The sequence below is a fragment of the uncultured Mucilaginibacter sp. genome, assembly GCF_903893715.1.
Taxonomy (GTDB): domain Bacteria; phylum Bacteroidota; class Bacteroidia; order Sphingobacteriales; family Sphingobacteriaceae; genus Mucilaginibacter.
This window is the reverse complement of the sequence record NZ_CAITNG010000049.1, coordinates 1-23,643: the sequence shown is the minus strand read 5'-3', so window position 1 is coordinate 23,643 and position 23,643 is coordinate 1. Positions and strand designations below refer to the sequence as shown.

At 45.7% G+C, this 23,643-nt stretch carries 21 protein-coding genes and 1 pseudogene; 13 read left to right on the top strand and 9 right to left on the bottom strand.

Annotation, left to right across the window (positions count from 1 at the left end; translation table 11 throughout):
* Nucleotides 1-91: 91 nt before the first annotated feature.
* Nucleotides 92-871 (top strand): succinate dehydrogenase/fumarate reductase iron-sulfur subunit, encoded by a 780-nt coding sequence (locus tag QZX97_RS07035; RefSeq protein WP_295664498.1) that lies wholly within the window; start codon nt 92-94, stop codon nt 869-871.
* Nucleotides 872-942: 71 nt separating this feature from the next.
* On the opposite strand, the gene QZX97_RS07030 is transcribed toward QZX97_RS07035, so the two are convergent.
* A complete protein-coding gene (locus QZX97_RS07030) occupies nt 943-3,408 on the bottom strand; it encodes a PIG-L family deacetylase (protein WP_295654904.1) in 2,466 nt (821 codons plus the stop codon).
* A 228-nt stretch (nt 3,409-3,636) separates the two neighbouring features.
* Here QZX97_RS07030 and QZX97_RS07025 point away from each other — a divergent pair, with 228 nt between their 5' ends.
* Genes QZX97_RS07025 through QZX97_RS07010 form a run of 4 tightly spaced genes read left to right on the top strand, consistent with a single transcriptional unit; the run spans nt 3,637 to nt 8,262 of the window.
* The gene (locus QZX97_RS07025) at nt 3,637-4,269 is read left to right on the top strand and encodes a TetR/AcrR family transcriptional regulator (protein ID WP_295654906.1); all 633 of its coding nucleotides are present in this window, start codon (nt 3,637-3,639) and stop codon (nt 4,267-4,269) included.
* Nucleotides 4,266-5,633, top strand: a complete 1,368-nt coding sequence (locus QZX97_RS07020; RefSeq protein WP_295664496.1) for a TolC family protein — start codon at nt 4,266-4,268, stop codon at nt 5,631-5,633. The genes QZX97_RS07025 and QZX97_RS07020 overlap by 4 nt, the downstream gene beginning before the upstream one ends.
* A 14-nt stretch (nt 5,634-5,647) precedes the next feature.
* Complete coding sequence (locus tag QZX97_RS07015; RefSeq protein WP_295651072.1) at nt 5,648-6,706, top strand: HlyD family secretion protein; 1,059 nt, start codon at nt 5,648-5,650, stop codon at nt 6,704-6,706.
* Between the two features lie 5 nt (nt 6,707-6,711).
* Complete coding sequence (locus QZX97_RS07010) at nt 6,712-8,262, top strand: DHA2 family efflux MFS transporter permease subunit (RefSeq protein WP_295651075.1); 1,551 nt, start codon at nt 6,712-6,714, stop codon at nt 8,260-8,262.
* A gap of 252 nt (nt 8,263-8,514) precedes the next feature.
* Here QZX97_RS07010 and QZX97_RS07005 read toward each other — a convergent pair whose 3' ends face one another.
* Complete coding sequence (locus QZX97_RS07005; RefSeq protein WP_295651077.1) at nt 8,515-10,086, bottom strand: M20/M25/M40 family metallo-hydrolase; 1,572 nt, start codon at nt 10,084-10,086, stop codon at nt 8,515-8,517.
* 178 nt (nt 10,087-10,264) lie between these two features.
* Between QZX97_RS07005 and QZX97_RS07000 the strand changes: the two genes are divergently transcribed.
* Nucleotides 10,265-11,728: a M28 family metallopeptidase gene (locus tag QZX97_RS07000; protein WP_295651079.1), complete on the top strand. Its 1,464-nt coding sequence runs from the start codon at nt 10,265-10,267 to the stop codon at nt 11,726-11,728.
* A 101-nt stretch (nt 11,729-11,829) separates the two neighbouring features.
* Here the strand turns inward: QZX97_RS07000 and QZX97_RS06995 are convergent, their stop codons facing one another.
* Nucleotides 11,830-12,426, bottom strand: a complete 597-nt coding sequence (locus QZX97_RS06995) for a 2OG-Fe(II) oxygenase (protein WP_295651081.1) — start codon at nt 12,424-12,426, stop codon at nt 11,830-11,832.
* Between the two features lie 90 nt (nt 12,427-12,516).
* Between QZX97_RS06995 and QZX97_RS06990 the strand changes: the two genes are divergently transcribed.
* Nucleotides 12,517-13,122, top strand: coding sequence for a hypothetical protein (locus QZX97_RS06990; protein ID WP_295651084.1), 606 nt, complete (start codon nt 12,517-12,519; stop codon nt 13,120-13,122).
* A 61-nt stretch (nt 13,123-13,183) separates the two neighbouring features.
* Here QZX97_RS06990 and QZX97_RS06985 read toward each other — a convergent pair whose 3' ends face one another.
* Genes QZX97_RS06985 through QZX97_RS06975 form a run of 3 tightly spaced genes read right to left on the bottom strand, consistent with a single transcriptional unit; the run spans nt 13,184 to nt 15,104 of the window.
* Nucleotides 13,184-13,990, bottom strand: coding sequence for an ABC transporter permease (locus QZX97_RS06985; protein WP_295651085.1), 807 nt, complete (start codon nt 13,988-13,990; stop codon nt 13,184-13,186).
* On the bottom strand, nt 13,987-14,895 hold the full coding sequence (locus QZX97_RS06980) for an ABC transporter ATP-binding protein (protein WP_295651087.1): 909 nt from the start codon (nt 14,893-14,895) through the stop codon (nt 13,987-13,989). Before QZX97_RS06980 ends, QZX97_RS06985 begins: the two co-directional genes overlap by 4 nt.
* The gene (locus tag QZX97_RS06975; protein WP_295651089.1) at nt 14,889-15,104 is read right to left on the bottom strand and encodes a hypothetical protein; all 216 of its coding nucleotides are present in this window, start codon (nt 15,102-15,104) and stop codon (nt 14,889-14,891) included. Before QZX97_RS06975 ends, QZX97_RS06980 begins: the two co-directional genes overlap by 7 nt.
* A gap of 224 nt (nt 15,105-15,328) precedes the next feature.
* Between QZX97_RS06975 and QZX97_RS06970 the strand changes: the two genes are divergently transcribed.
* From QZX97_RS06970 to QZX97_RS06955, 4 genes are all read left to right on the top strand, one after another.
* Nucleotides 15,329-16,342, top strand: coding sequence for a sensor histidine kinase (locus QZX97_RS06970; RefSeq protein WP_295651091.1), 1,014 nt, complete (start codon nt 15,329-15,331; stop codon nt 16,340-16,342).
* Nucleotide 16,343: 1 nt separating this feature from the next.
* A complete protein-coding gene (locus QZX97_RS06965; protein WP_295651094.1) occupies nt 16,344-17,069 on the top strand; it encodes a LytTR family DNA-binding domain-containing protein in 726 nt (241 codons plus the stop codon).
* A gap of 120 nt (nt 17,070-17,189) precedes the next feature.
* Nucleotides 17,190-17,558, top strand: coding sequence for a hypothetical protein (locus QZX97_RS06960; protein ID WP_295651097.1), 369 nt, complete (start codon nt 17,190-17,192; stop codon nt 17,556-17,558).
* Nucleotides 17,559-17,603: 45 nt separating this feature from the next.
* Nucleotides 17,604-18,548: a trehalase family glycosidase gene (locus tag QZX97_RS06955; RefSeq protein WP_295651100.1), complete on the top strand. Its 945-nt coding sequence runs from the start codon at nt 17,604-17,606 to the stop codon at nt 18,546-18,548.
* Between the two features lie 451 nt (nt 18,549-18,999).
* Here QZX97_RS06955 and QZX97_RS06950 read toward each other — a convergent pair whose 3' ends face one another.
* Together QZX97_RS06950 and QZX97_RS06945 are read right to left on the bottom strand one after the other, a co-directional pair.
* Nucleotides 19,000-19,413: a PIN domain-containing protein gene (locus QZX97_RS06950; RefSeq protein WP_295651103.1), complete on the bottom strand. Its 414-nt coding sequence runs from the start codon at nt 19,411-19,413 to the stop codon at nt 19,000-19,002.
* Nucleotides 19,410-19,655: a DUF6364 family protein gene (locus QZX97_RS06945; RefSeq protein WP_295651106.1), complete on the bottom strand. Its 246-nt coding sequence runs from the start codon at nt 19,653-19,655 to the stop codon at nt 19,410-19,412. The genes QZX97_RS06950 and QZX97_RS06945 overlap by 4 nt, the downstream gene beginning before the upstream one ends.
* 199 nt (nt 19,656-19,854) lie before the next feature.
* Here QZX97_RS06945 and QZX97_RS06940 point away from each other — a divergent pair, with 199 nt between their 5' ends.
* Both QZX97_RS06940 and QZX97_RS06935 read left to right on the top strand, forming a co-directional pair.
* A complete protein-coding gene (locus QZX97_RS06940; RefSeq protein WP_295651108.1) occupies nt 19,855-21,189 on the top strand; it encodes a pitrilysin family protein in 1,335 nt (444 codons plus the stop codon).
* Between the two features lie 26 nt (nt 21,190-21,215).
* Nucleotides 21,216-23,306: a pitrilysin family protein gene (locus QZX97_RS06935; protein WP_295651111.1), complete on the top strand. Its 2,091-nt coding sequence runs from the start codon at nt 21,216-21,218 to the stop codon at nt 23,304-23,306.
* Nucleotides 23,307-23,439: 133 nt separating this feature from the next.
* On the opposite strand, the pseudogene QZX97_RS06930 reads toward QZX97_RS06935, so the two are convergent.
* Nucleotides 23,440-23,643, bottom strand: a pseudogene (locus QZX97_RS06930) (1-acyl-sn-glycerol-3-phosphate acyltransferase); the annotation flags it as partial.

Genomic DNA, 23,643 nt, shown 5'->3' with positions numbered 1-23,643 from the left:
ATTGAATAAATGAATTATAAATAGGATTTGCGGTTTGCTGAAAGAGTTAATATCTCAATACGCAATACGCAATACTCAAATCTAACGAAGAATGAGTAACGGAAATATGAACCTGACGCTTAAAGTGTGGCGTCAAAAAAATGCTTCGACCAAGGGTGCATTTGTTACCTATAAAGCTGACGGGATTTCGGCCGACATGTCGTTTTTAGAGATGCTCGACGTAGTGAACGAAGGCCTGATACACAAAGGTGAAGACCCGATACATTTTGACCATGATTGTCGCGAAGGTATTTGCGGCATGTGTTCGCTGTATATCAACGGACAGCCGCATGGCCCTAAACGTGCTATTACCACCTGCCAATTGCACATGCGTACCTTTCACGACGGGCAAACCATTACCATCGAACCTTGGCGCGCCGGTCCATTCCCGGTAATCAAGGATTTGGCTGTCGACCGTTCTGCTTTTGACAGGATACAACGGGCTGGTGGCTACATTTCGGTAAATACCGGTGGCGTGCCCGATGCCAACGAGATAGCCATATCAAAAGTTTTGGCCGACGAGGCTTTTAACTCGGCTACCTGTATTGGTTGCGGTGCCTGCGTGGCCGCTTGTAAAAATGCTTCGGCCATGTTGTTTGTTTCGGCTAAAATATCGCAGTTCGCCCTATTGCCGCAAGGCCAGCCCGAGCGCTACAACCGTGCGATGGCGATGGTTGAGCAAATGGACAAAGAAGGATTTGGCAGTTGTACCAATACCGGTGCCTGCGAAGCAGAATGCCCTAAAGAAATATCGCTCACCAATATCGGCCGTATGAACAGGGATTACTTTACCGCCAAGTTCCTGAAAGAAGAAGAAGAACATAAAAGCTAATCAACAATTATCTTAAAATATAAAAGCCCTCCGATTTAACATCGGAGGGCTTTTTTTGTATTAAATTACATTTATGGAGCAGGAGGCGCCGGTTTGCTCAGCAAATTAATAAACAACCGGTACGCGCCCGGCACACCTGCAGGTAATTGCCTGAAGAACGACAGCGAGGTGTAGGTAAATCTACCTTTGCCATAATCGGTTGTAATTACCGAACCTTTGTTTGGTGCTTCGCCTGCATCATTCATTTGTATGGGGGCCTGATATTTAGGGTCAATATCAGTTACAAAGTATAGGCCGCGTTCCTGCACCCAACCATCAAAATCGGCATTTGTTATTTTGTTGGGATAATTAAGTATCGGGCTTTGCGGCTCGGTAACGGTTACTTTGGCGTTCTCGTCGGTTACGCGCTGGTTAACCGGTCGGAAAGGGTACGGGCCAATAGCCTTGGTAACCAAACCTGCGTTATTGTTATACTGTACCACTAAATTGCCGCCGTTCTTCACATATTCCAACAGTTTAGGTTGCTCAATAGCCATGCGGTCGTTTACGTTATAGGCGCGCACGCCGGTAACAATGGCATCGTAACCCGAAAGATTGCCTTTCATCACATCGTCTTCGTTCAATATGGTTACCTTATAACCTAACTGGCGTAGCGCATCCGGAACAAAATCTCCCGCACCGATGATATACCCAATATTTTTGCCCGGGATATCAATATCGAGTTTGAGTAAATGTGCGGTTGCCGGCGGGAATAAAGTAATGGCCGGGATATGGTCGTAACGGATACGCTTTAGACCCATTTGGAAGGTTTTACCATTTACGTTGACTTCGGCAGTTACCGCGTCATTTTTCGAACTCAGGTCGAGCGGGGTTACCATAAAGGTCTCCGTCCATTCATCGCCTTTGTTTTTTCCCGTAAAGGAAACGTTTTGAGGCAAAAACCGCCATCCCGCCGGTGCTTTAAGCGATATATTGCCTGTGCTGGCTGTAAAAGCTTTCAATTTTATCGTGATGTTTTGCGGACGGTTATCCTTAAAAATATAAACGTTATTGTCCAAATTGGCCGTAACAGGCGGGGCAATTTCGATGGGCTGGTACACCTCGCCGCGAACAGGGTCTACATATTTATAATATAAGCGGCGTTCGTAAGCAATGGGTTTGCCTTCGATGATAAACTCAAAAGTCACTTTTGGCAGGTCCGGGTTTTCGGGGTTGCCCACATCCTGTTGGTCGGGTATATTATAAGTACCTAAGGTATGCGGCGTTTCCAACCAAAATGGCTGTGTAATTTTAGCCGCCAGCATTTTGCTGTCGTATGTTTGTACTTGGTTGGCCGCTATTACCTGCAAAATATCTTTTGTTTTTCCCGAGGTAATGCTGTTCAGTTTCACCTTATCGTTGTACCGGTCAATCACCTGCGAACGTACATTCATACTATCACCCAAAGCATAGCTCGGCTCGGCGGCATAGGCTTCAAACCATAGCCCGGCACATGCGGCAATCAGGTTTTTTAGTTCTTTGGTCTTTTGTTCTTTCCAATATGCGTCCGATATCTTTTCGACACGGCTCAGTAAATGCACCAATGTGGGCACAGAGCCGTATGGGTTGCCTTCGTCGAAAGTTTTTGCGATAACACCGAGGTTGCCTTCAATACCCTCGCCATCTTTAATACGGCTCCAGGTGGTATTGATGCCATCCATCAGGTCGGTTTGCGGGGCATCACCTAAAATGGTCCTGAAATACTCGAACGATTGCCCCCGGGTTTTTGCCGAGCCAAAGCCCTGGCTTTTGTGGTTACTGCGACTGTCGGCAGCAATTTCGCCATACCCTTTGCCCAATAGCGGATTGTAAACGCCTACGTCAATTTTAAATTGATTTTCTGCTGTTGTATTGTTACCGCCAAAATTAAAAGTGTTCCAAAGCAGGCGTTTAGCTTGCCATGGCTGTACAAAGGCCAATTGCTCGGGGAAACGTTTAGGGTCGGCAGCGGCCGCGAATGCTTCCTGCGCCAATATAGCCGATGATGTATGATGCCCGTGGCCACCTTCGCCGGTGGTAGGGAAACGGCAGATGATCACATCCGGTTTAAACTTGCGTATCACCCAAACCACATCGCTCAATACTTTTTCCCGGTCCCAAATTTTTAAAGTTTCATCCGGCCCTTTGGAAAATCCAAAATCGTTCGCGCGGGTAAAAAACTGTTCGGCACCGTCAACACGGCGGGCGGCTAACAGTTCCTGTGTGCGTATCAGGCCCAGTTCTTCGCTTTGGTCGTTACCGATGAGGTTTTGTCCGCCATCGCCGCGGGTAAGCGACAGGTAACCGGTGCGGTAATGTTTTTCCTGGGCCAGGTAAGCCAGCAAGCGGGTATTTTCATCGTCGGGGTGGGCGGCTACATAAAGCACACTGCCTAAAACGTTCAATTTTTTAAACGCCTGTTTAATGTCGACCAAACTGGCAGGCGGTGACGTTTGTGCAAAAAGTGCTTTTGCTGTCAATATAAAGGCGAGCGCAATTGCGTATCGGTATTTGTTCATGAGTTGAGCTTAAATGTGTGAAGATACAATAACAACAGCGTATTTGGCTGTCTGTGATTTGTAAAATCAAAATTTTGTTAAAACTGTGCCAAGGCTTTGTTTAATTGTCAACAAAACCATTTGAAAAATATTAAATCAATATTCTTAATCATCTGTTTACAGAATAATGACAATAATTTATTTTATTAATCAAACGATTGATTAATTTTGTCCCCGATTATGATAGTGATGGACAAGGATAAAATAGACAAGAAAGACCATATCCTGGACGTGGCGGAAAAAATATTCGCCGATTTTGGATATGATGGGGCTTCGACGCGGATGATTTCGGGCGAAGCCGGTGTGAACATGGCCATGCTCAACTATTATTTCGGTTCGAAAGAGGGTTTATACCTGGCCATTTTTGAGCGCAAGATATCGGCTTTCCGCACATTGTTGCAAAACATTGGTAATGATGACAGCATATCGGCCTGGGATAAAATGGAGCGTTGCGTTGATAATTATGTGGAGCGTATCATCGCCAATAACTGTTTTCAAAAACTGATCAACAGGGAACTTACCTTGAGCAAGCGCACCGAACTGACGGATAAGATGGCCAACATATTAATGACCAATGTGCAGGAATTTAAAAAAATAATGCAGGAAGGTATTGATAAAGGATTGTTCGATAAGGACATTGACCAGGAGCTGACCATCATGGTGATATTCGGTACCAAAAGCTACGTCATCAATTCGGCCCATATTTCATCAAGGGTGTTAGGGCACGATGTATATGATGCTAGCTTCCTTGAAACCGAACTGAAACCCAGGATGAAAATATTCATGAAAAAACTTTTAAAATCTTACTTAGTAAAACAATGATAAAACGAATCAATAAAACAATTAACAGCTACTTATTTAAACAACTGGTAAAAACACTCCAAAAAGGTGGTATTACCGTGTTGATAATAGGTTTACTAACACAAATGTCGCTCGCGCAGGACAAAACCCTAACCCTCGACGAAGCCATTAAACTGGGCATTGCGAACAGCAAAACGCTTAAATTATCGCAATCAAAAATTGACGCGGCCGTATCGCAATACAACCAGGTGAAAGATCAGGTATTACCAACAGGGAGCGCCAGCTTTACTTTCGATAGGGCGCAGATACCTGCAAACACCTTGGATCTTGGCGCATCCACCATCCACCTGCCCGATGGCGCTAACGCGTATATAGGCCTGGCAGGCATCAACGAAGTGATTTACGGTGGCTATCGTTACCGCTACGCGCAATTATCCACCGACCTGCTTACTCAGGTTGCACGTTTAGATGCCGATAAGGACAAAGACCAGATTACTTACGATGTGATAAGTGCTTACTACAACCTGTACAAGGTTTTGCAAAGTCAAAAGGTTGTCGACAAAAACATAGCAGCGGTCGCCGTCCAACTGCAACAGGCGCAACGCTTTTTCGACCAGGGTTTGGTTACCAAAAACGACGTATTGCGTTTCCAACTGCAAAAAGCGAATATCCAGTTAAATGGTATCGATTTGGAGAGCAACCGCAGGGTAATCAATTATAGCCTCGATGTTTTGTTGGGTTTGCCCGAAGGCACCCAATTGAAAATTGACGAGATAAAGGATAGCGGACTGACACCTGCTCCATTATCAAACTACTTGGATACCGCTTTAACTACACGCCAGGAATTGAAACAGCTTGACCTACAAAACAAGGTGGCCGAAACCAATATCAAAAGCATACAGGCTGCGCAATTGCCAACAGTAAGCGTGGGCGCAAACGTATACTATATTGATGCCAGCGGTAACCCGATACCTCAGTATGGTTCTTACATTACCCCGCTTACTATTGGAGCAACCATATCATGGAATTTTTCATCGCTGTGGACCAATAAAAACAAAGTGGCTTCCGCTAAAATTGAGCAGGATCAAACCACCATTCGCAAAAGTATTACCGTTGATAACCTGAAAACAGAGATCAACCGAAACTACCAAAGTTATGTGATGGCATTGGATAAGATCAAATTATTGCAAACCTCGATAGCGCAAGCAGGCGAAAACAACAAGATACTCGAATCGAAATACCAAAGCAATATCGCTTCGGCTACCGATAGGGTGGATGCGCAAACCTTATTATACCAGGCGCAAATAAACCTTGAACTGGCAAAAGCCGACGCAGGGCTTGCTTATTACACATTATTAAAATCAACCGGAAAACTGAACAAATAAAATTTACAAATATCATGGCAAAAGGAACAGAACAAGAAAACACACCAAAAAAATCGAGCAAAGTAATGCCTATTATATTAGGCTTGTTACTGATAGCAGGGCTTGGTTTTGGGATAAAAGAGTACATATATTATAGTAAGCACGAGGATACTGACGATGCGCAGATAGACGGCGACATCAGCCCGGTAGTTGCACGCGTTGGCGGATACGTCGACACCATTATGTTCGAAGAGAACCAACACGTAACACAAGGCCAATTATTGGTTAAGCTGGATGACCGCGATTATAAAGTAAAATTGGAGCAGGCATTGTCTACACAAAAACTGGCAGGTGCATCTGTTGGCGTGTCCGAATCGCAGATTTATGCTACAGAGGCCAATTCGGCCACAGCAAAAGCGAATGTAGAGAACGCGCAAATCAAACTGGCGCAAGCACAGCGCGATTACGACCGTTATGCCAACCTGGTTAAAGATGGTTCGGTTACCAAACAAGCTTTTGAACAGGCACAAGTAACCCGCGATGCAGCCCAGGCCGCATTACATGCCGCGCAGGAACAATACAAAGCCGCGCAGGAACAGGTTACCGGAACAAAAAACCAACTGAACGTAACCAATAGCGGTGTTACACAAAAGCAAGGCGACATTGACTTTGCCAAATTGCAATTATCGTACACGAATATTGTTGCGCCATCTTCGGGCATCGCATCAAAAAAGAATGTACAGATAGGGCAATTGGTTCAGGCCGGCCAAACACTGTTTTCGGTAGTTGATGATAACAGTTTGTTTATTACCGCCAACTTTAAGGAAACACAAATGGACCACCTGCGCTCGGGTGAGAAGGTTGATATTGTTGTCGATGCTTTCCCTGACACAAAAATTGAGGGCACCGTGTACAATTTCGCACCCGCAACAGGCGCCAAATTTTCGTTGCTGCCGCCGGATAACGCTACCGGTAACTTTGTTAAGGTGGTACAACGTGTGCCCGTTAAAATTAAGATCAACGCACCCAAAGAAATTATGGACAAACTGCGCCCGGGTATGAGCGTAGCAGTGTCGGTAATATATAAAGACTAAGCAACATGGCTGAAACAGGTTTTAGGAAATGGATCATTACCATCACGGTGATCATGGCTGCCCTATTGGAGCTTATTGATACCACGATAGTAAACGTATCCTTGCCGGTTATCCAGGGCAACCTTGGCGCAACATTGGAAGATGTGGCCTGGGTGGTTACCGGGTATGCCGTAGCAAATGTTATTGTATTGCCCATGTCGGGCTGGCTGGGCAGCCGCTTTGGCCGTAAAAACTACTTTCTAACGTCCATCATCATATTTACGGCGGTATCGTTTTTATGCGGTAACGCTGGCAGTTTGAGCGAGCTGGTGGTTTTCCGTATCATACAGGGTTTTGCAGGGGGCGGGTTGATATCTACCGGGCAAGCTATCCTGGTGGAGACCTGGCCGCGCGAAGAGATAGGGACAGCTACAGCCTTATTTGGTTTGGGCGCTGTATTTGGCCCGACTGTCGGCCCAACTATCGGCGGTTTTATAACCGACCACTTTTCGTGGCCCTGGATATTTTATGTAAACATCCCGGTGGGTGCACTGGCCGCTTTTTTAACGGTAACATTTATTCGAGAGACGCCCAAAGAGGCAAAAGGACGACCTGTGGATTGGTGGGGCATTGCCCTGTTGGCCATAGCTGTGGGTAGTTTACAAACCATATTGGAAAAAGGCGAAAGCGAAGACTGGTTTGCCAAAACATATATTTTGGTATTGACCATAGCCGCCGTATTTGGCTTGTTCTTCTTTATGTGGCGCGAAATGACCTTCGAGCACCCGATAGTGAACTTTAAAATCATGCGGCATCGAAGTTTCGCGGTGGGGATGTTCACGTCCTTTGTGCTCGGCTTTGGTTTGTATGGCTCGGTATTCGTGTTCCCCGTATTTTGTCAGAACCTGCTCGGCTTTACGCCAGAGCAAACAGGGTTGATACTTTTCCCTGGTGGGCTCTGTACCATTATCATGATGCCTTTTATCGGCAAGATGTTAAAAGCAGGTGTGCCGGCGCAATATATGGCCACAGGTGGTATGGTATTGTTCTTTGTGTTTACAACCATGCTAAGCCATTCAACCCTTGCATCCGGCACGCAGGATTTCTTTTGGCCGCTTGTGATAAGAGGCGTGGGTATGGCATTCCTTTTTGTGCCATTGACTACACTGGCCATCCAAGATTTGAAAGGACCGGAGTTAGGACAAGGCACGGGCCTAAACAATATGATGAGGCAATTAGGTGGTTCGTTTGGTATAGCTGCTTTAACAACACTGATACACATCAGGCAGGCCGCGCACCGCAGCGACCTGATTACCAATATCAACCCGTATAACAATGCCTACCTGCAACAGAAGCAAATGCTGATAGGTGGTTTTATGGCCAAAGGGAAAGGCTTACTCGATGCCACACGAATGGCTATGCAAGCTATGGAGGGCAAAGTGATCAGGCAAACCCTGTTGCTTACTTACAATGATGCCTATTGGATAGCCGGATTAATCATGCTGTTCTCTATCCCGCTAATTTACCTGCAGCCCTTCAAAAAAGGTGGTGTTGGTGCCCCGGCGGATGTGCACTAATCATAAAAACAAAAGCCGCCCGTGGTTATCCGGGCGGCTTTCTCCAAAAAAATAACAATCAAATTCGTTGGTTAAACCCTAAAATACTACTTATCGCTGGTGGTTCAAAGTGTACCGGTTTTAGTATTCAACGTAGATATAAAATTAGTGTTTCTATATCAATAACAAAATTAATTCGAACATTAAGTTTTTGTTAACTATTACGATTTGTGTTTTTCTAAGTGACTTATTTAATCAGTCCTCGTTTATAGTTTAACGGGCAACAACCGGCTTGGGTTTTGGCAATGCTTTACGTGGCATCATGTCATCGCGTTGCGCGGTATTATAAACAAACGAGGCCACTATTACCGCTGCCTGTTTCAAATCTTCTTCGCTTATCTTATCATAAGTATCCTGGTTGCTGTGGTGTGTGCGGGCATTGTAGTCCATAGGGTCCTGTAAAAACTCAAAGCCCGGCAAGCCTACCTGGTCGAACGACTCATGGTCGGTACTACCAGTATTCCGTATAGTAACCGTCGAAGCGCCCAAATCTTTAAAAGGAGTTAGCCATGTTTGGAATATCGGCATAATGGCGGTATCGCCTTGAGCATAAATACCACGTATTTTTCCGGTACCGTTATCTAAGTTGTAGTATGCTGATAGTTTGGCATGCTCGGGTTTCAATATCATATCGGCCACATCAGCAAAATGGTTGGTTACATAATTTTTTGAACCAAATTCGCCCTGCTCTTCCGAACTCCACAAAGCGATACGGATGGTACGGCGCGGCTTAACACCCAATGTCTTCAAAATACGCATCGCTTCCAGCATTACGGCAGCGCCTGCGGCGTTATCGGTACCGCCGGTAGCACCATGCCACGAGTCGAGGTGACCACCCAACATAACCAATTGGTCTTTCAATTTAGGGTCGGTGCCGGCAATTTCGCCAACAACATCATAACCGTTCAGGTCGTTGGTAAAAAATTCGGTTTTGATATCGGCTTCCATATTTACTTTGATGCCGGCTTTTACTAAACGTAATATACGCTGATAGTCTTCGCTGCTGGTTTCCAGTTCAGGCGCAACGGCTTTCGCTGTATCGCGATACGAAGCGCCATTGGTGGTAAATACGGTACCATCGGTACCGCGTGCCTGGCTCAATACCAAAGCCACGCCTTCTTCTATCTCAAACTTAGCTACAGCGGTACGCAGAGCTGCCAGGGTTGCAAAGTTACCCCTGCGACCGGGCCCACCGGGACCGCCGAAGCCACCCCTGCCACCCGGTACCTGTGGTTTGGTCATAGCCAATAAAGCACTATCTGTATAGCGTGAAGCGTCGGGGCGGGTAAAGTTTATCTCATTGGCCGGGCCTTTTACATCGGTCATCACAATTTTGCCTTTCAGCTTTCCGCGATATTTTTCCAAATCGGTAATGGTATCAATTTTAACCACCATTACATCGCCCTTTATCAATCCATTAGTGCTTGGTGTCCACGCTTTGGGGATAGCGATAATGGCATGATAATACGGAACCGTCATGGCGGCATAGTTCTTTTGCACTTCCCATCCCTTGCCAAATTTGCCCCAGGCTTCGCGATTGGCGTTCACCATGCCCCATGTTTTGAGTTGGTTCACGGCCCAATCCTGTGCACGTTTTAAACCGGGCGAACCTGCCAGCCTTGGTCCCGATACATCGGTAAGCTGAAAAGCGATGTCCATTACCTTCGAGTTTTTCAGCCCCTCATCGCGTATTTTTTGGACCATAACGGGGTCGGGCGTGTCTTGGGCAAACAATTTTGCTGTACATGCGGTAAACAGCAAACCAATAAGTAGTTTTTTCTTCATGATGTTGTGTGTTAAAGTCAGTTGTAAAACAAACATATTCATTTCACTATAAAAGAAATTAAATACCTGCTAACAAATTTGTTACAAACTAAAATACGGGCAAAAGCAACTACAAACGAATGATATATGTTATTTTAGTTGCTGGTCAAAAAAACCGACGTTTCATTATCCAACACACATGAAAAAACACCTACTCCCGCTTATCCTGTTCTGCCTCGCAGGCATTTGCTCGCAAGCCCAAACCACTATAAAAACCGACCCCGCCATCAAACAAATGGTGGATGAGGTTTCCGATAAAAACATCGAAGCCATCGTTCGTAAACTGGTTAGCTTCAAAACCCGCAACACCCTGAGCGATACCACCAGCACTACCGAAGGCATCGGCGCGGCCCGCAACTGGATAAAAGCCGAGATGGAAAAGTACGCCGCGGCAAGCGGCGGCAGGATGAAGGTGGAGTTCGACTCCTTTACCATGCCTGCCGGTGGCCGTGTTGATAAACCTACCGTTTTAAAGAACGTACTTGCCATATTAAAAGGCACCGACCCAACCGATAACCGCATTTACGTGGTATCCGGCCATTACGACTCAAGGGTAACCGACGTGATGAACGCCAATGCTGTTGAACCAGGGGCTGTGGACGATGCCTCGGGTACCGCCGTATCCATGGAATTATGCCGTGTAATGGCTACCCGTTCTTTCCCGGCCACCATTATCTTTATGTCCGTTCCGGGCGAAGAACAAGGCCTTAACGGTTCGGCACACATTGCCAAACGCGCCAAAGACGAACACTGGAACGTAGATGCCATGCTGAATAACGACATCGTAGGCAATACCCACGGCATGGAAAACGACCTCAAGGACAATACCCACGTGCGTGTGTTCAGCGAGGGCATCCCTTCTATTGATTTGCCCACCCGCGATGACGGCAAAGCCTTACTGGGCGGCCAAGGGCCCCGCGCCGCTGCTTCGGCAAGCGAACAGCTGACCAAAGCCGACAGCGCCAACCTGCGCCGCACCATCGCTGCCATCAACGCCATGATTACCAATGGCGGCGAAAACGATAATCCTTCGCGCCAATTGGCCCGCTATATCAAAGAAACCTGCGAACGCTATGTTGACCAGTTGGACGTAAAGCTCATCTACCGTCGCGACCGCTTTTTACGTGGCGGCGATCAAACCTCCTTTCAGCTAAACGGCTTTACCGCCGTGCGCTTTACTGAGATGAATGAGGACTTTACCCACCAGCACCAGGACCTGCGAACCGAAAACGGTGTGGTATACGGCGACCTGCCAGAATTTGCCGACTACCAATACATCCAAAAAGTGGCCCGTATGAACCTGTCGGTATTGGCTAACCTGGCTTCAGCACCCCCTTCGCCGCAAAACGTAGGCGTAAGCACCAGCGACCTCACCAACAAAACCACCCTCAAATGGGAAACGCCAAAAACCGGTAAAAAACCCGTTGGCTATTATATTCTGATGCGCGAAACCATTAGCCCCTACTGGGAGAAGAAGTTTTTCGTAACCGATACCACTGCCACGCTCAATTACTCGAAGGACAACTATTTCTTCGCCGTCCAATCCGTAGATGCCGATGGGCATGAGAGTTTGCCAATTTTCCCTAAACCGATGGGGAGGTAGTTTGGTGAAATAGCGAATGAGTGGTTAATGCTTTTAGGTAGTCCTTGTGGGTCGGATATTAATAACCACTCACTCATTCAACTCAATTAACAATTCACCATTCAATTTATCTTCAACCACCCGGTTATGCTCAACCTCGGTTTTTGGGTCAACAAAACCTCGTGCTCCAGCTCGCTGCTTTTAAAAAACACGCTGCGGCCATTGGTAGGTGCTATGAGTTGGGTAACATTGTTTTGATGGATACACAGTTCGCCGCCATCGTCGGCCAACCAGTCGGCATTCAGGTACATCACCATGCTGTATTGCCGGCTGCTGTTGTTTTCAAACTGGTCGAGGTGTTTTTTATAGAAACTGCCGCCCGGGTAGCGGGTATAGTGGAACTCGTAGCCCGTAATGCCCGTATAGCAGCTTTGGTTTAAATGTGCCACAAAGCGGTCCATCAAATCGAAAAAAGAGTTTTCGGCGGTATTGTTATGCCTGCGGTCCAGCCAGTAAATATCGTCGCCGCGCACGCGTTTGTCCATTACGGCCAGGGTAGCATTGCCCGTCCCGGCGGGGTTAAGCTCGTTACTGGCAAAAAGGCGCTCCAGGTTGGCGGTCAGGCTCAATGCCAGCCCTGCACCCAAAAAATTTTCCGAAATGCCGATGTGGGTGGCTATATAACTATCAATCAGTTCATCAAAGCTTTCATCCACCATCCACGCCGCACAAAAGGTACAAGGCCGCTATTGGTGAAGGTAAGGTTAATAAATCGGAATGGCATTCGCCTAAATAATGTATCTTTAAATATGCAATCAATCTTGTTAATCGAATCGGTTTTCGAAACCATATCAGGCGCTATTTCTTTATCGCTTTTTTTTGTTATACCAATGCTTTTCATCGTTCGCGTAACGAAATTAAGATTGCCGTATCTCAATACGGATATGCTGATTGTCGCCATAAACATCACATTGCTTATGGCTGCTTTGCTTCACGCGATGGGCATGGTGGCAAACTTCGTCTATACGAAATATGATATGGGTGAACACACAAAAGGGCTGTTTTATGGCTCAATTGAAGGAATATCTTCAAGGATGTTTTATTTAGGGCTCATTGCGAACGTAATGTTGCCTCAATTAATGTGGTTCAAAAAAATCAGGAGATCGGTAAAAGCAACCTATTTTTGGTTTAGCGTCAATTTGGTAATAACATTATATCAAATATTCAGCTATTTAAAGTTAATAAGGAAATATATGACGCCATCAAATCAAGGTTCAATGTGGGTAAACTTTTCATTTTTCCCCTCATGGTCAGATAGCATAAAATCACTGGCAATATTTTTGGTTATTGTAGCCACAACCTACCTCATCATTTTACGAAGAAGAAAAAAGTTTTTGACCGATTCATCAGTTTGAGCAGGGCCTAACATCTTCCGTCTGCCATCTTACCTGCCTGCCGACAGGCAGGCATCAAAAATCACTTCACACTCTTCTTCTGCACAATAAAGAAGCCGATGATATAGATGGCCGCGCCAACAATAAGGCTCACATATATCTCTTTGGTAAACAGGTCAACCTCCAGCACAGGGATGCCTATTACCGGGGCGTTGTTGTGTTTTATTAAACTGCCCAAAGCCATTAAGGGGTGGGCGTAAGGCAACAGATAATCGTAATCGTTTTTGGTGGATACCAGGATAATACCCGCAATAGTGCCGATAAAACCTATACCCATCGGTTTTAAAAAGTCGCTCCAAACCAGGCTCAGTAAAAACTGTATGGATAATATACCCAGCGAAGCCAGGAATAGTTTTAGATATTCTTCGCCTAAAAATATATTGATGTTATAATCGTGAAATTTAAATTTCGGGTTTATCATGGCCAATAAATTGCCGCTGCCTAAGGTAAAAAGGTAAAAAAGCAGCAAGGCCAAAAAAACCAAAAATAGGGCATACAAATACTTAGCCGTGTAAACCGACCATTTTGAAATAGGCAAGCTGAACAAGGTTTTCCAGGTATCGGCCTTATGTTCAATGCTGTTAACCGAGTAAGCGATAAAGATAATGTACATGGGCAGCAACAAAATACCCATCACGTTCGATATGGCACCGGCATAAGCCATCCAGAGTATAACACCCGGCAGGTTGGCTGTTTTATCAGGATGGGCCCAAAAGCCAAAAAACACCAAAAGCACAATCAATAAGGGCAGCAATATGGCAGCCCAAAACCCCAGCGTTTTACGACTTTTATAAAATTCAGATTTGAACGATAATATAAACCCTTTCATGCTCCGGCTTTTTGGGTAATGTCTAAAAACAAATTCTCCAGGTCCTTTTGTACTTTCGTGATGCTGTACACCACATAACCCTTTTGGTTCAACAGGGTATTGATCTCGCCCATTTGCTCCTTACTCAGGTAATCAACAAACAAAGTATCCTGCTCCACATCGGCAACCGTATGCCCTTTCGATGTAATGGCCGCGGCGGCTTCGGCAGCGTTTCCGCCCACCTCAATTTGTACCAACTGCTTGCTCATTGCCTCCAGCTCCTCCAAACTCCCTTGAAAAAGCATTTCGCCATTGTTAATAATGCCCACATGCGTGGCCATCTTATCAATTTCGCCCAATAAATGGCTCGATATAAAAACGGTTTTGCCATGCTCGTGCACCAGCTTCATCAGCAATTGCCGTATCTCGATGATGCCGTTCGGGTCGAGGCCGTTCGTCGGTTCATCCAGTATCAGCAGTTGCGGGTCGGATAATAAAGCCAATGCGATACCCAGTCGTTGTTTCATCCCTAAACTATAGCGTCCGGCTTTTTTGTCGGCAGCGGTTTTAAGGTGCACCAGGGCCAGCATTTCTTCCACACGGCTATGGGGCAATTGTAAAAGCAAAGCGCGGTTGCGCAGGTTTTCGCGCCCGGTCATGTGGGCGTATATAGCAGGTTGTTCAATCAGGCTGCCAATTTGCCCCAAAACGGCAATACGGTTGGCTTTAATTTCCTGACCAAAAATATGGATGCTGCCACTATCGGCATGCAATAAGTTGAGTAGTAGTTTAATGGTGGTGGTTTTGCCGGCGCCGTTAGGGCCTAAAAAACCAAAAATGCTCCCGTCGGGGACCCGGAGCGATACAGATTTTACAACCTGTTGGTTTCCAAATGTAAATGATAGTCCCTCTGTTTGTATTACCACACTTTTTCTTTTGTTACCGAGCACACGGTTTTAAACAAACTTACGCTTTTATTGAACAAAGACGTAGTTTGGGTATAAGTATTACCCGCATTATTTTGCAGCAGGTTACTTTTTAACTTAAACTGGTAACTTACTCCCATAATCATGGCAAACAACACAGGTATTACTAACAATACAAAAGGGTTTGAGTTGGTGATAAGCTTTTTCATTTGTTGTTGGTTTTTGATGATACAAATGAACATCAATAGTTTGTATCGCTAAAATGTATTAGACCAACTGCCCATATCTGTAGATGAACGCCCGCTTATCCCCCGGCTAACGGTTCATCGGGTTTAATGCCGGGTTCATCGGTAAAAACTTTCTTTATATCTAAATAGCAACCACCTAACCGTTATTTTATTATAATTTTGATGTATTGGTTAACCGTATTTGAATGAAAAAAGGCTGGCAGGTATTTTGGCATACGTTTTTTTGGCTGTGTATGATAGGTTTTTTCCTGTTCATCGCAAAAAACAATACCAAAATAGTATTTCAGGGTCTGTTGGTTGTTTTTGTACTGTACGGTCTGGTCAACATCGGGCTGTTTTATCTCAATTTTTTGGTGCTGATACCCCGCTTTTTAAACCGTAAAAAATACCTCAGGTACAATCTCACTGTTTTAGCGGCCATTTTGGTATTCGGTTTTATTAAATACGGCTTGGCCTTGGCATTCAGGCAATATATCCTGGTGAAAGCCAACGGCGAGGTATTGGGTTTTACCGCCTACTACATCAGCGCGTTTTTTACCAGTTTGATTTTTATTTTCCTCAGCGCTGTCCTGAAATTCACATCCGACTGGTTCCTCAACGAACGCATCCAGCGCGACCTCGAAAACCAACGCCTCAGCGCCGAGTTGGCCTTCCTCAAATCGCAAATCAACCCGCACTTCCTCTTCAACTCGCTCAACAGCATTTATTCGCTGGCCTACCAACGCTCCGAAACCACGCCCGAAGCCATATTGAAGCTGTCCGAAATTATGCGCTATATGCTGTACGAGTGTAACGATAACAAGGTGGACCTCGGCAAAGAGCTCCTCTACCTCCAAAACTATATCGACCTGCAAAAAATACGCCTCGGCAACAAGGCCTTTGTCGATTTTGAAGTGAACGGCCTCATCAGCGGGCAGCAGATCGTGCCGCTCATCCTCATCTCCTTTATCGAAAACGCCTTTAAACACGGCGTAGCCAACAATCCCGAAACGCCCATTTTTATCCGCATGGATGTAAAACCCGACAGCCTCTATTTTTTAGTGGAGAACAAAAAACACAGCTTCAACAAAGACGAAGCCGGCGGTATCGGCCTCAATAATGTAAAACGCCGCCTCGATATTTTATACCCCGGCAAATACACAATGAACATCAACAATACTGCACATGCATATAGTTGCGAATTATCATTAATTTTATAGCATGATCCGTTGTTTGGTAGTTGACGATGAGCCCCTGGCGCTGCATATTTTGGAAGATTACATCAGTAAGCTTCCCTTCCTTCAATTGGTAAAGGCTACCACAAACCCTATCGAGGCGCTAACCCTGGTGCAAAACGGCGCTGCCGACCTCATCTTCCTCGATGTGCAAATGCCCGAACTCACCGGTATCCAGTTCCTCAAAATAGCCAACGGCAAGGCAAAGGTCATCCTCACCACCGCTTACTCGCAATACGCTTTAGAAGGTTATGAATTGGATGTGGTGGATTACCTGCTAAAACCCATCGCTTTTGACCGTTTTTATAAGGCGGTGCAAAAAGTACAGTCTATACTGAACCCCGCCGTGGCCCCGCTTGCCGCGAAGGAAGAGCCTGCCCCAAAAGACCTGCAAAACGACTTCATCTTTGTAAAAACCGAATACAAGATCCAAAAAGTTTACCTGCACGATATTTTGTTTATCGAGGGCCTAAAGGATTATATCTCCATCTACACCCCAACCGAGCGCATCATCACCCTCCAGATCATGAAAAAGATGGAAGAGGCCCTGCCCGAGCAGCATTTTGTGCGCGTACATAAATCGTACATCGTGGCCCTCAACAAAATCGACAGCATCGAGCGCAGCCGCATTTGCATCAAAGACAAGGTCATCCCCGTTGGCGACACCTACCGCGACAATTTCTTTAAATTGATTGACGCGAAGAATATTTAACCCACCCGGTCATCCCAAACTTGTTTCGGGACCCCATTCGAATTAACCCAATAGTACATGACGCCGCTTTGAGCCATTTCCCTTACATTTGAGTTCCCACAACCGATTGCCTAAACCGACATGAAAAAAATATTAATTGTTATTGCTCTCATTTTGTCGTCAGCAGCCTCATTTGCCCAACTGCCCGACAGCATTGCCGAAAACATTAAAATCATCAAAAAGTATGTCTTTGCCGACTATAAACAGATGCTCAAACAACCCGAAGGAGCCTTGCTTTATCCCTACATTACGCCCGGCAGCCATTCGTACGCCACCGTGCTTTGGGATTGGGATTCATGGTTGAGCGATATTGCCCTAAGGCAAATACTGCAAGATGAAGGTACAGCGGCCGATAAACGTGAAGCCTTGCCCCACGAGCAGGGTTGTGTGTTAAACTATCTGGCCTATACCGGCACCGATGGCTATATGCCCATGGTGGTGGATAAGTAGTCGGACCCCGCTAAAATAAAACCGGCCGATATCTACGCCACCAACATGCACAAGCCCGTCATCGCCCAGCACGCGGCGTTTCTCACCAAACTCAACAACGGCGATGCCGAATGGTTGCGCGAAAAGTTCCCTTTGATGCAGGCCTTTATCCTAAATTACCAAACCCATCACAGGAATAGCGAAACCGGCCTGTTCTTCTGGCAGGACGACCTGGCCATAGGCGTGGATAACGACCCCTCCACCTTTTTTCGCCCTAAAGGTAGTTCCGCTTCCATCTATCTCAACTGCCTGATGTATAAAGAACTCAAAGCGATGGCCTATTTGTCCGACCGTTTGAAACTTACAGCAGCCAGCACCCAATACGACCGGGATGCCGAAGCGCTAAAGTTTGCCATCCAAAAAAATTGCTGGGACGAAAAAGACGGCTTTTATTACTCTGTCGACCTCAACCTGCGGCCTATCACCAACCAACCATCTATTGTTTTCGGGAAACCCTTTGTGCTGCACAAAGGGATGCCCCGTACTTATGCCGGTTTGATACAGCGCATCGGCGTATGGTCGGGTTTTATGACGATGTGGGCAGGCATAGCCACGCCCGAACAGGCCAAACGGATGGTTGCCGAAAATTATTTGGATAAACGGACTTTTAACGCCCAATACGGTGTCCGCACCTTATCCAAACTCGAAAAAATGTACAGCCTCAAAGCCAGCAGCAACCCGTCAAACTGGCTGGGGCCGATATGGGGGATATCAAATTACATGACTTACCGGGGCTTGCTCAAATACGGCTATAAAACGGAAGCCACCGAATTAGCTTACAAAACCATCACACTATTTGGCAACGACTTCAAAAAAGAAGGCGCCCTGCACGAATACTACGACCCTGATACCGGCGCGCCCATCATGAACAAGGGCTTCCAAAACTGGAATTACTTAGTTCTGAATATGATTGACCAGTTGACCGGGCAAGACACCATCGAAGAGTTTTAGTATGTTATTGATGTCATTTATCAGTATATTTACTTTAACTAAACTTTTTGCAATTTCATGAAAATAGATGCCAAATTTAGTTTTCGTGTTTGGGCGACAACTACTGTATTGTCGCCTCTTATATTTGTTTCCGTCGATTCGATACTAAGTCATGAGTTTACAGGAGTATTATTATGGTTTATGCTCATTTTTGGCCTATTTTTCTCATTGCCGGCTTTACTTATACTTTATTTGGGTACTGCAGGGTTAAACTATTTTATGGCAACCAATATTTTAAAAAGGACTATACTTTCGTTGTTATCAATGGCATACATACTAATCTCATTTGAGCTATTTTTACACGGATTGTCACATCGTACAAACGATATTTATATGGTGGTTCCATACTGTATTGTCTGTGTTGCCTCAATTTGGATATATCGGTTTGAGGGGCCAGCTCAAAAAATATAACCTAAAAGTGGTTTAACACTTCGTCAGGTGATAAAACAGTTATACCCGCATTTTTAAAATCTCTTAAGTTGCGGGTTACAATAAAGTCCAGGTTTTCAACGGAGTTTGCAGCGAATATCTGAATAGCGTCCTCAAAATCTTTATGGTCAGATGCCAAACTTTTTTTGATGACGTCAAAATTTACCGGAACAATGCTGATTAGGTCTAATAAAGTAGTTAGAGCAGCCCTCAGCTTTGTTTCTACCATATATTTCTTCAGCAAATAATGAGTGGTAGCAAACGAATGTGATGAGGTATGCAATTTTACCTTGTTTTTTTCCGCAAGGTCAAACAGAGCAATCGCAAATTTACTGAAAGGCGGCCTGTCGGCTAATAGGTCTACCAATATATTGGTGTCAACAAAAACCTGTTTCATAGGTGCTTGTTCTCAAAATACGCGCGCAACTCTTCCTTTTCATCAAAAGTATCCGGCAATTTAACTACACCCACAATATTTTTTAGCTTCGGCGAGAGTTGCTCACCGCTTTTTGTTTCATCGGTAAGTGTATCGAGATAGTTTTCAATCAGTTCCGACAAACTACGCCCTGTTTGTTTGGCATATAGCTTGGCCTTTTTAATTACGTTTTCTTCAACGCTTAGGGTGAGCTTGGTTGTCATTGCACGTGTGTTTTATACAAAGATACGTATATCAAACAAAAACAACAAAATATTGGCATTTGTTTAATAATTCCATGGTAGCTATGTAACAAACCCGCTATCATTCCCGTCTTATATCAGGCGTTTCCACGCTTTTTTCTTCGCGGCCATTTTCAACTAACAACAAAATAATATACTTTAGTAACAAATCACATATTATATGCAAATACGAAAACATGTTTGGTGCGCGGTAGCCGCAATGGCTTGTATGGCCGTTAACGCCAAAGCGCAAAAGGTTGAGTTTACAGAGTACGATATGCCCAACGGCCTGCACGTTATCCTTCACCAGGACCATAACGCGCCTGTGGTAGCGGTATCAGTAATGTACCACGTAGGTTCAAAAAACGAAGTTGCCGGCCGCACAGGCTTTGCGCACTTTTTCGAGCACCTCTTGTTCGAGGGTAGCGAGAACATCAAACGCGGTGAGTTTATGAAGATCGTGTCGGCAAACGGCGGGCAAAACAATGCCAACACCACGCAAGACAGGACCTTTTATTACGAAGTTTTCCCATCAAACCAACTCGAAACCGGCCTTTGGCTCGAAAGCGAACGCATGATGCACCCCGTAATCAACCAAATTGGTGTAAAAACCCAAAACGAGGTGGTGAAGGAAGAAAAACGCCTCAGTTTCGATAACCGCCCTTATGGTAATGCCATTAACGATGTGGGTACCGACCTGTTCTTTAAACACCCCTACAAAAATGGGGTTATCGGCTCCATGAAAGACCTCGATTCAGCCAAACTCGATGAGTTCAAACAATTCTTTCACCAGTTTTATGTGCCCAACAATGCGGTATTAACCATTACAGGAGATATCGACATCGACAAAACAAAAACACTCATCACCAGCTATTTTGGCCCAATACCCGCCGGCGCACCGGTAGTGTATAAAAAGGTGGAAGAAGCACCCATCACCAAACAGATCATCGATACCGCTTACGATGCCAATATACAGATACCGGCCATATTAGCCGCCTACCGTGTACCCGGCGAAGATACCCGCGATTCGAAAGTGATGGAAATGATATCCTCTATCCTCTCGGGCGGTTCAAGCTCAAGGATGTACAAAAAAATGGTGGATGATAAAAAGGATGCCCTACAGGTATTTGCCTTTAACTATTCGCTCGAAGATTATGGAATGTACATAGTAGGTGCGCTACCCAGTGGCGATGCCAAACCCGCCGGTTTGCTCACCGATATGGACGAGGAAATAGTAAAATTGCAAACCGACCTCATTAGCCCTGAAGATTACCAAAAGCTGCAAAACCAGTTCGAAGATAGCTTTGTTAGCGCCAACACCCGCCAGTTGGGCATAGCTGAAAACCTGGCCGATGGTTATACTTTCTTTCATAAAGATACCAACCACATTAACGAAGAGTTGACCGAGATACGGTCTATCACCCGCGAAGAAATAAGGGATGCGGCTAAAAAGTACCTCAACACCAACCAGCGTTTGGTATTGTACTACCTGCCCGGAAAAGGTAAAACCAATTAACCCATAACACACAGAGACGAAGCACCATGAAGAAATATATAATGATACTCGCCGGCGCATGTTTAATGCAATATGCACAGGCACAAACCATCGACCGCAGCCATCCGCCTAAACCCGGTCCGGCCCCGGTTTTAACCATTAAGGACCCTGTTATCTACAAAATGCCCAACGGCATTACCGTTTTGGTGGTGGAAGACCATCGCCTGCCAAAGGTTTCGGCCAGTTTTTCGATAGATGCCGGTCCGCGCACCGAAGGCCCAAAAGCCGGGGTCATCTCCCTGATGGGTCAAATGCTGAACGAAGGTACCAAAACCATGCCCAAAGCAGCGTTTGATGATGCCGTTGATAAGATAGGCGCAACGGTCGACCTGAATGCCAATGGTGGCGGTGCGTCCGCACTCACCCGTTATTTTAAAGATGCTTTCGGTTTGATGGGCCTGGCTTTAAAAGAGCCCGCCTTTACCCAGGAATCGTTCGATAAACTGAAAACACAGGCATTGACCAACCTCAAAAACTCGGCAAAAAGTGCTCCCGCTATTGCCAGTCGTGTAAGCAATGCGCTTGTTTACGGTAAAGACCACCCCAACGGCGAGTTCGAAACCGAACAAACCATATCGGCCCTCACCGTACAAGATATTAAAGATGCCTACGCGGCCTACATTACCCCTTCGCGCTCATACCTTACTTTTGTGGGCGACATCACCCCGGCCCAGGCCAAAGCCCTCGCAACCGAAGTATTTGGCAAGTGGACAGGCAAAGCGCTCACCCTGCCCAAACTGCCCGAAGTGGCTAACCCCTCAAAACCCGAAATCGACGTGGTTAACGTGCCCAGTGCCGTACAATCGCAAATACACGTGGTTAACCTCGTCGACCTGAAAAAGAACGACCCTGACTATTTCCCGGTGTTATTAGCCAACTATATTTTAGGTGGCGGTGCCGAAAGCCGCTTGTTTATGAACCTGCGCGAAAAGCACGGCTTTACCTATGGTGCATATTCGAGCATTGGTTCGGGCAGGTTCCAAACCACCTTCGATGCTTCGGCACAGGTGCGTAACGCCAAAGCGGATAGCGCCGTTGCAGAGTTTTTAAGCGAAATAAAACGCATCCGCACCGAAAAGGTGTCTGACGAAGAACTGGCAACCGCCAAAGCATTATACAACGGTTCTTTCGCTTTAGGATTGGAAGACCCGGCACGTACAGCTACTTTCGCCAGCAATATCCTCATCAACAACCTGCCAGCCGATTTTTACAAAACCTACCTGCAAAGGTTTAATGCCGTAACTGCCGACGATATTTTACGCGTAGCCCAAAAGTACTTTTTGTACGATAACGCCCGCATTATGGTGGTTGGTAACACCGCCCAAATGTTGGATGGTTTGAAAAAACTGGGCCTTCCCATCAAAATGTACGATGCCTACGCCAGCCCCGTAACCGACGCGCCTAAAACTGCGGGTACGGCTGTAATGGTACAGGCTGCCGATGTGATAAAAGACTATATCAACGCTACCGGCGGCGCTACCGAGGCTAAAAAAATCACCTCGATTGCGGTAACCATGAGCATGGCTTACCAGGGTATGTCGTTAGATGTTTCGCAGAAAAAGATGGCACCTAATAAAGATGTAATGAGTATTTCGATGGGGGGCAACGTGGTAATGAAATCATTATTCGATGGCGACAAAGGCTATCAGCAACAAGGCCCCAACAAAAAGGACATGACGCCCGAAGAAATTGCTCAGAAAAAAGTATATACTTCGCTTACCGAGCAATTGGATTACCTTACCAACCCGGCCTTCAAACTGTCGATAAAAGGTATCCAAAAAGTTAATGATGCCGATGCTTACCAGGTTGAAGTGATTGACCCCACAGGCAAAACGTCAACCGAGTATTACGACATCAAAAGCAAACTGCTGGTACGCAACGAAAGTACCACCACAGCCAATAACGCTACAACCCTAATTACGTCCGATCTGAGCGATTACCGTAAGATTGGCAACATCATGCTGCCTTACAAAATAACCCAAACCATAGCCAACGAAGGCGGCCAATCCCAAACCTTTGTGATGACGGTTACCGACTATAAAATAAACACCGGTGTAACCGCCGATGATTTTAAATAAGAGGCTTTAATGTATTCAATAAAAAAGCTCCCGTTATTTAACGGGAGCTTTTTTATATTATTCAAGTCATGCCGAATTTATTTCGGCATCCCATCACGAAAGTTTGAACGCGATAGGAATTGACTTAAAACCCTCATTGCCCTAAAGCTTTTCTAATAGCCTCCTCAGCCTGCAACACCAATTGTTCCGGCGGAATGCCTGCGGGCTCAATGGGCTCCAACACTTTTAAGGTAATATGCTCGAACGCGCTCAGCGGGTAAAAGCCATATTGCACCATCCGCCACGAATTGTCGATAGCCAGCGGAACCAATAATGCTTCAGGGCATTTTTTAAGTAT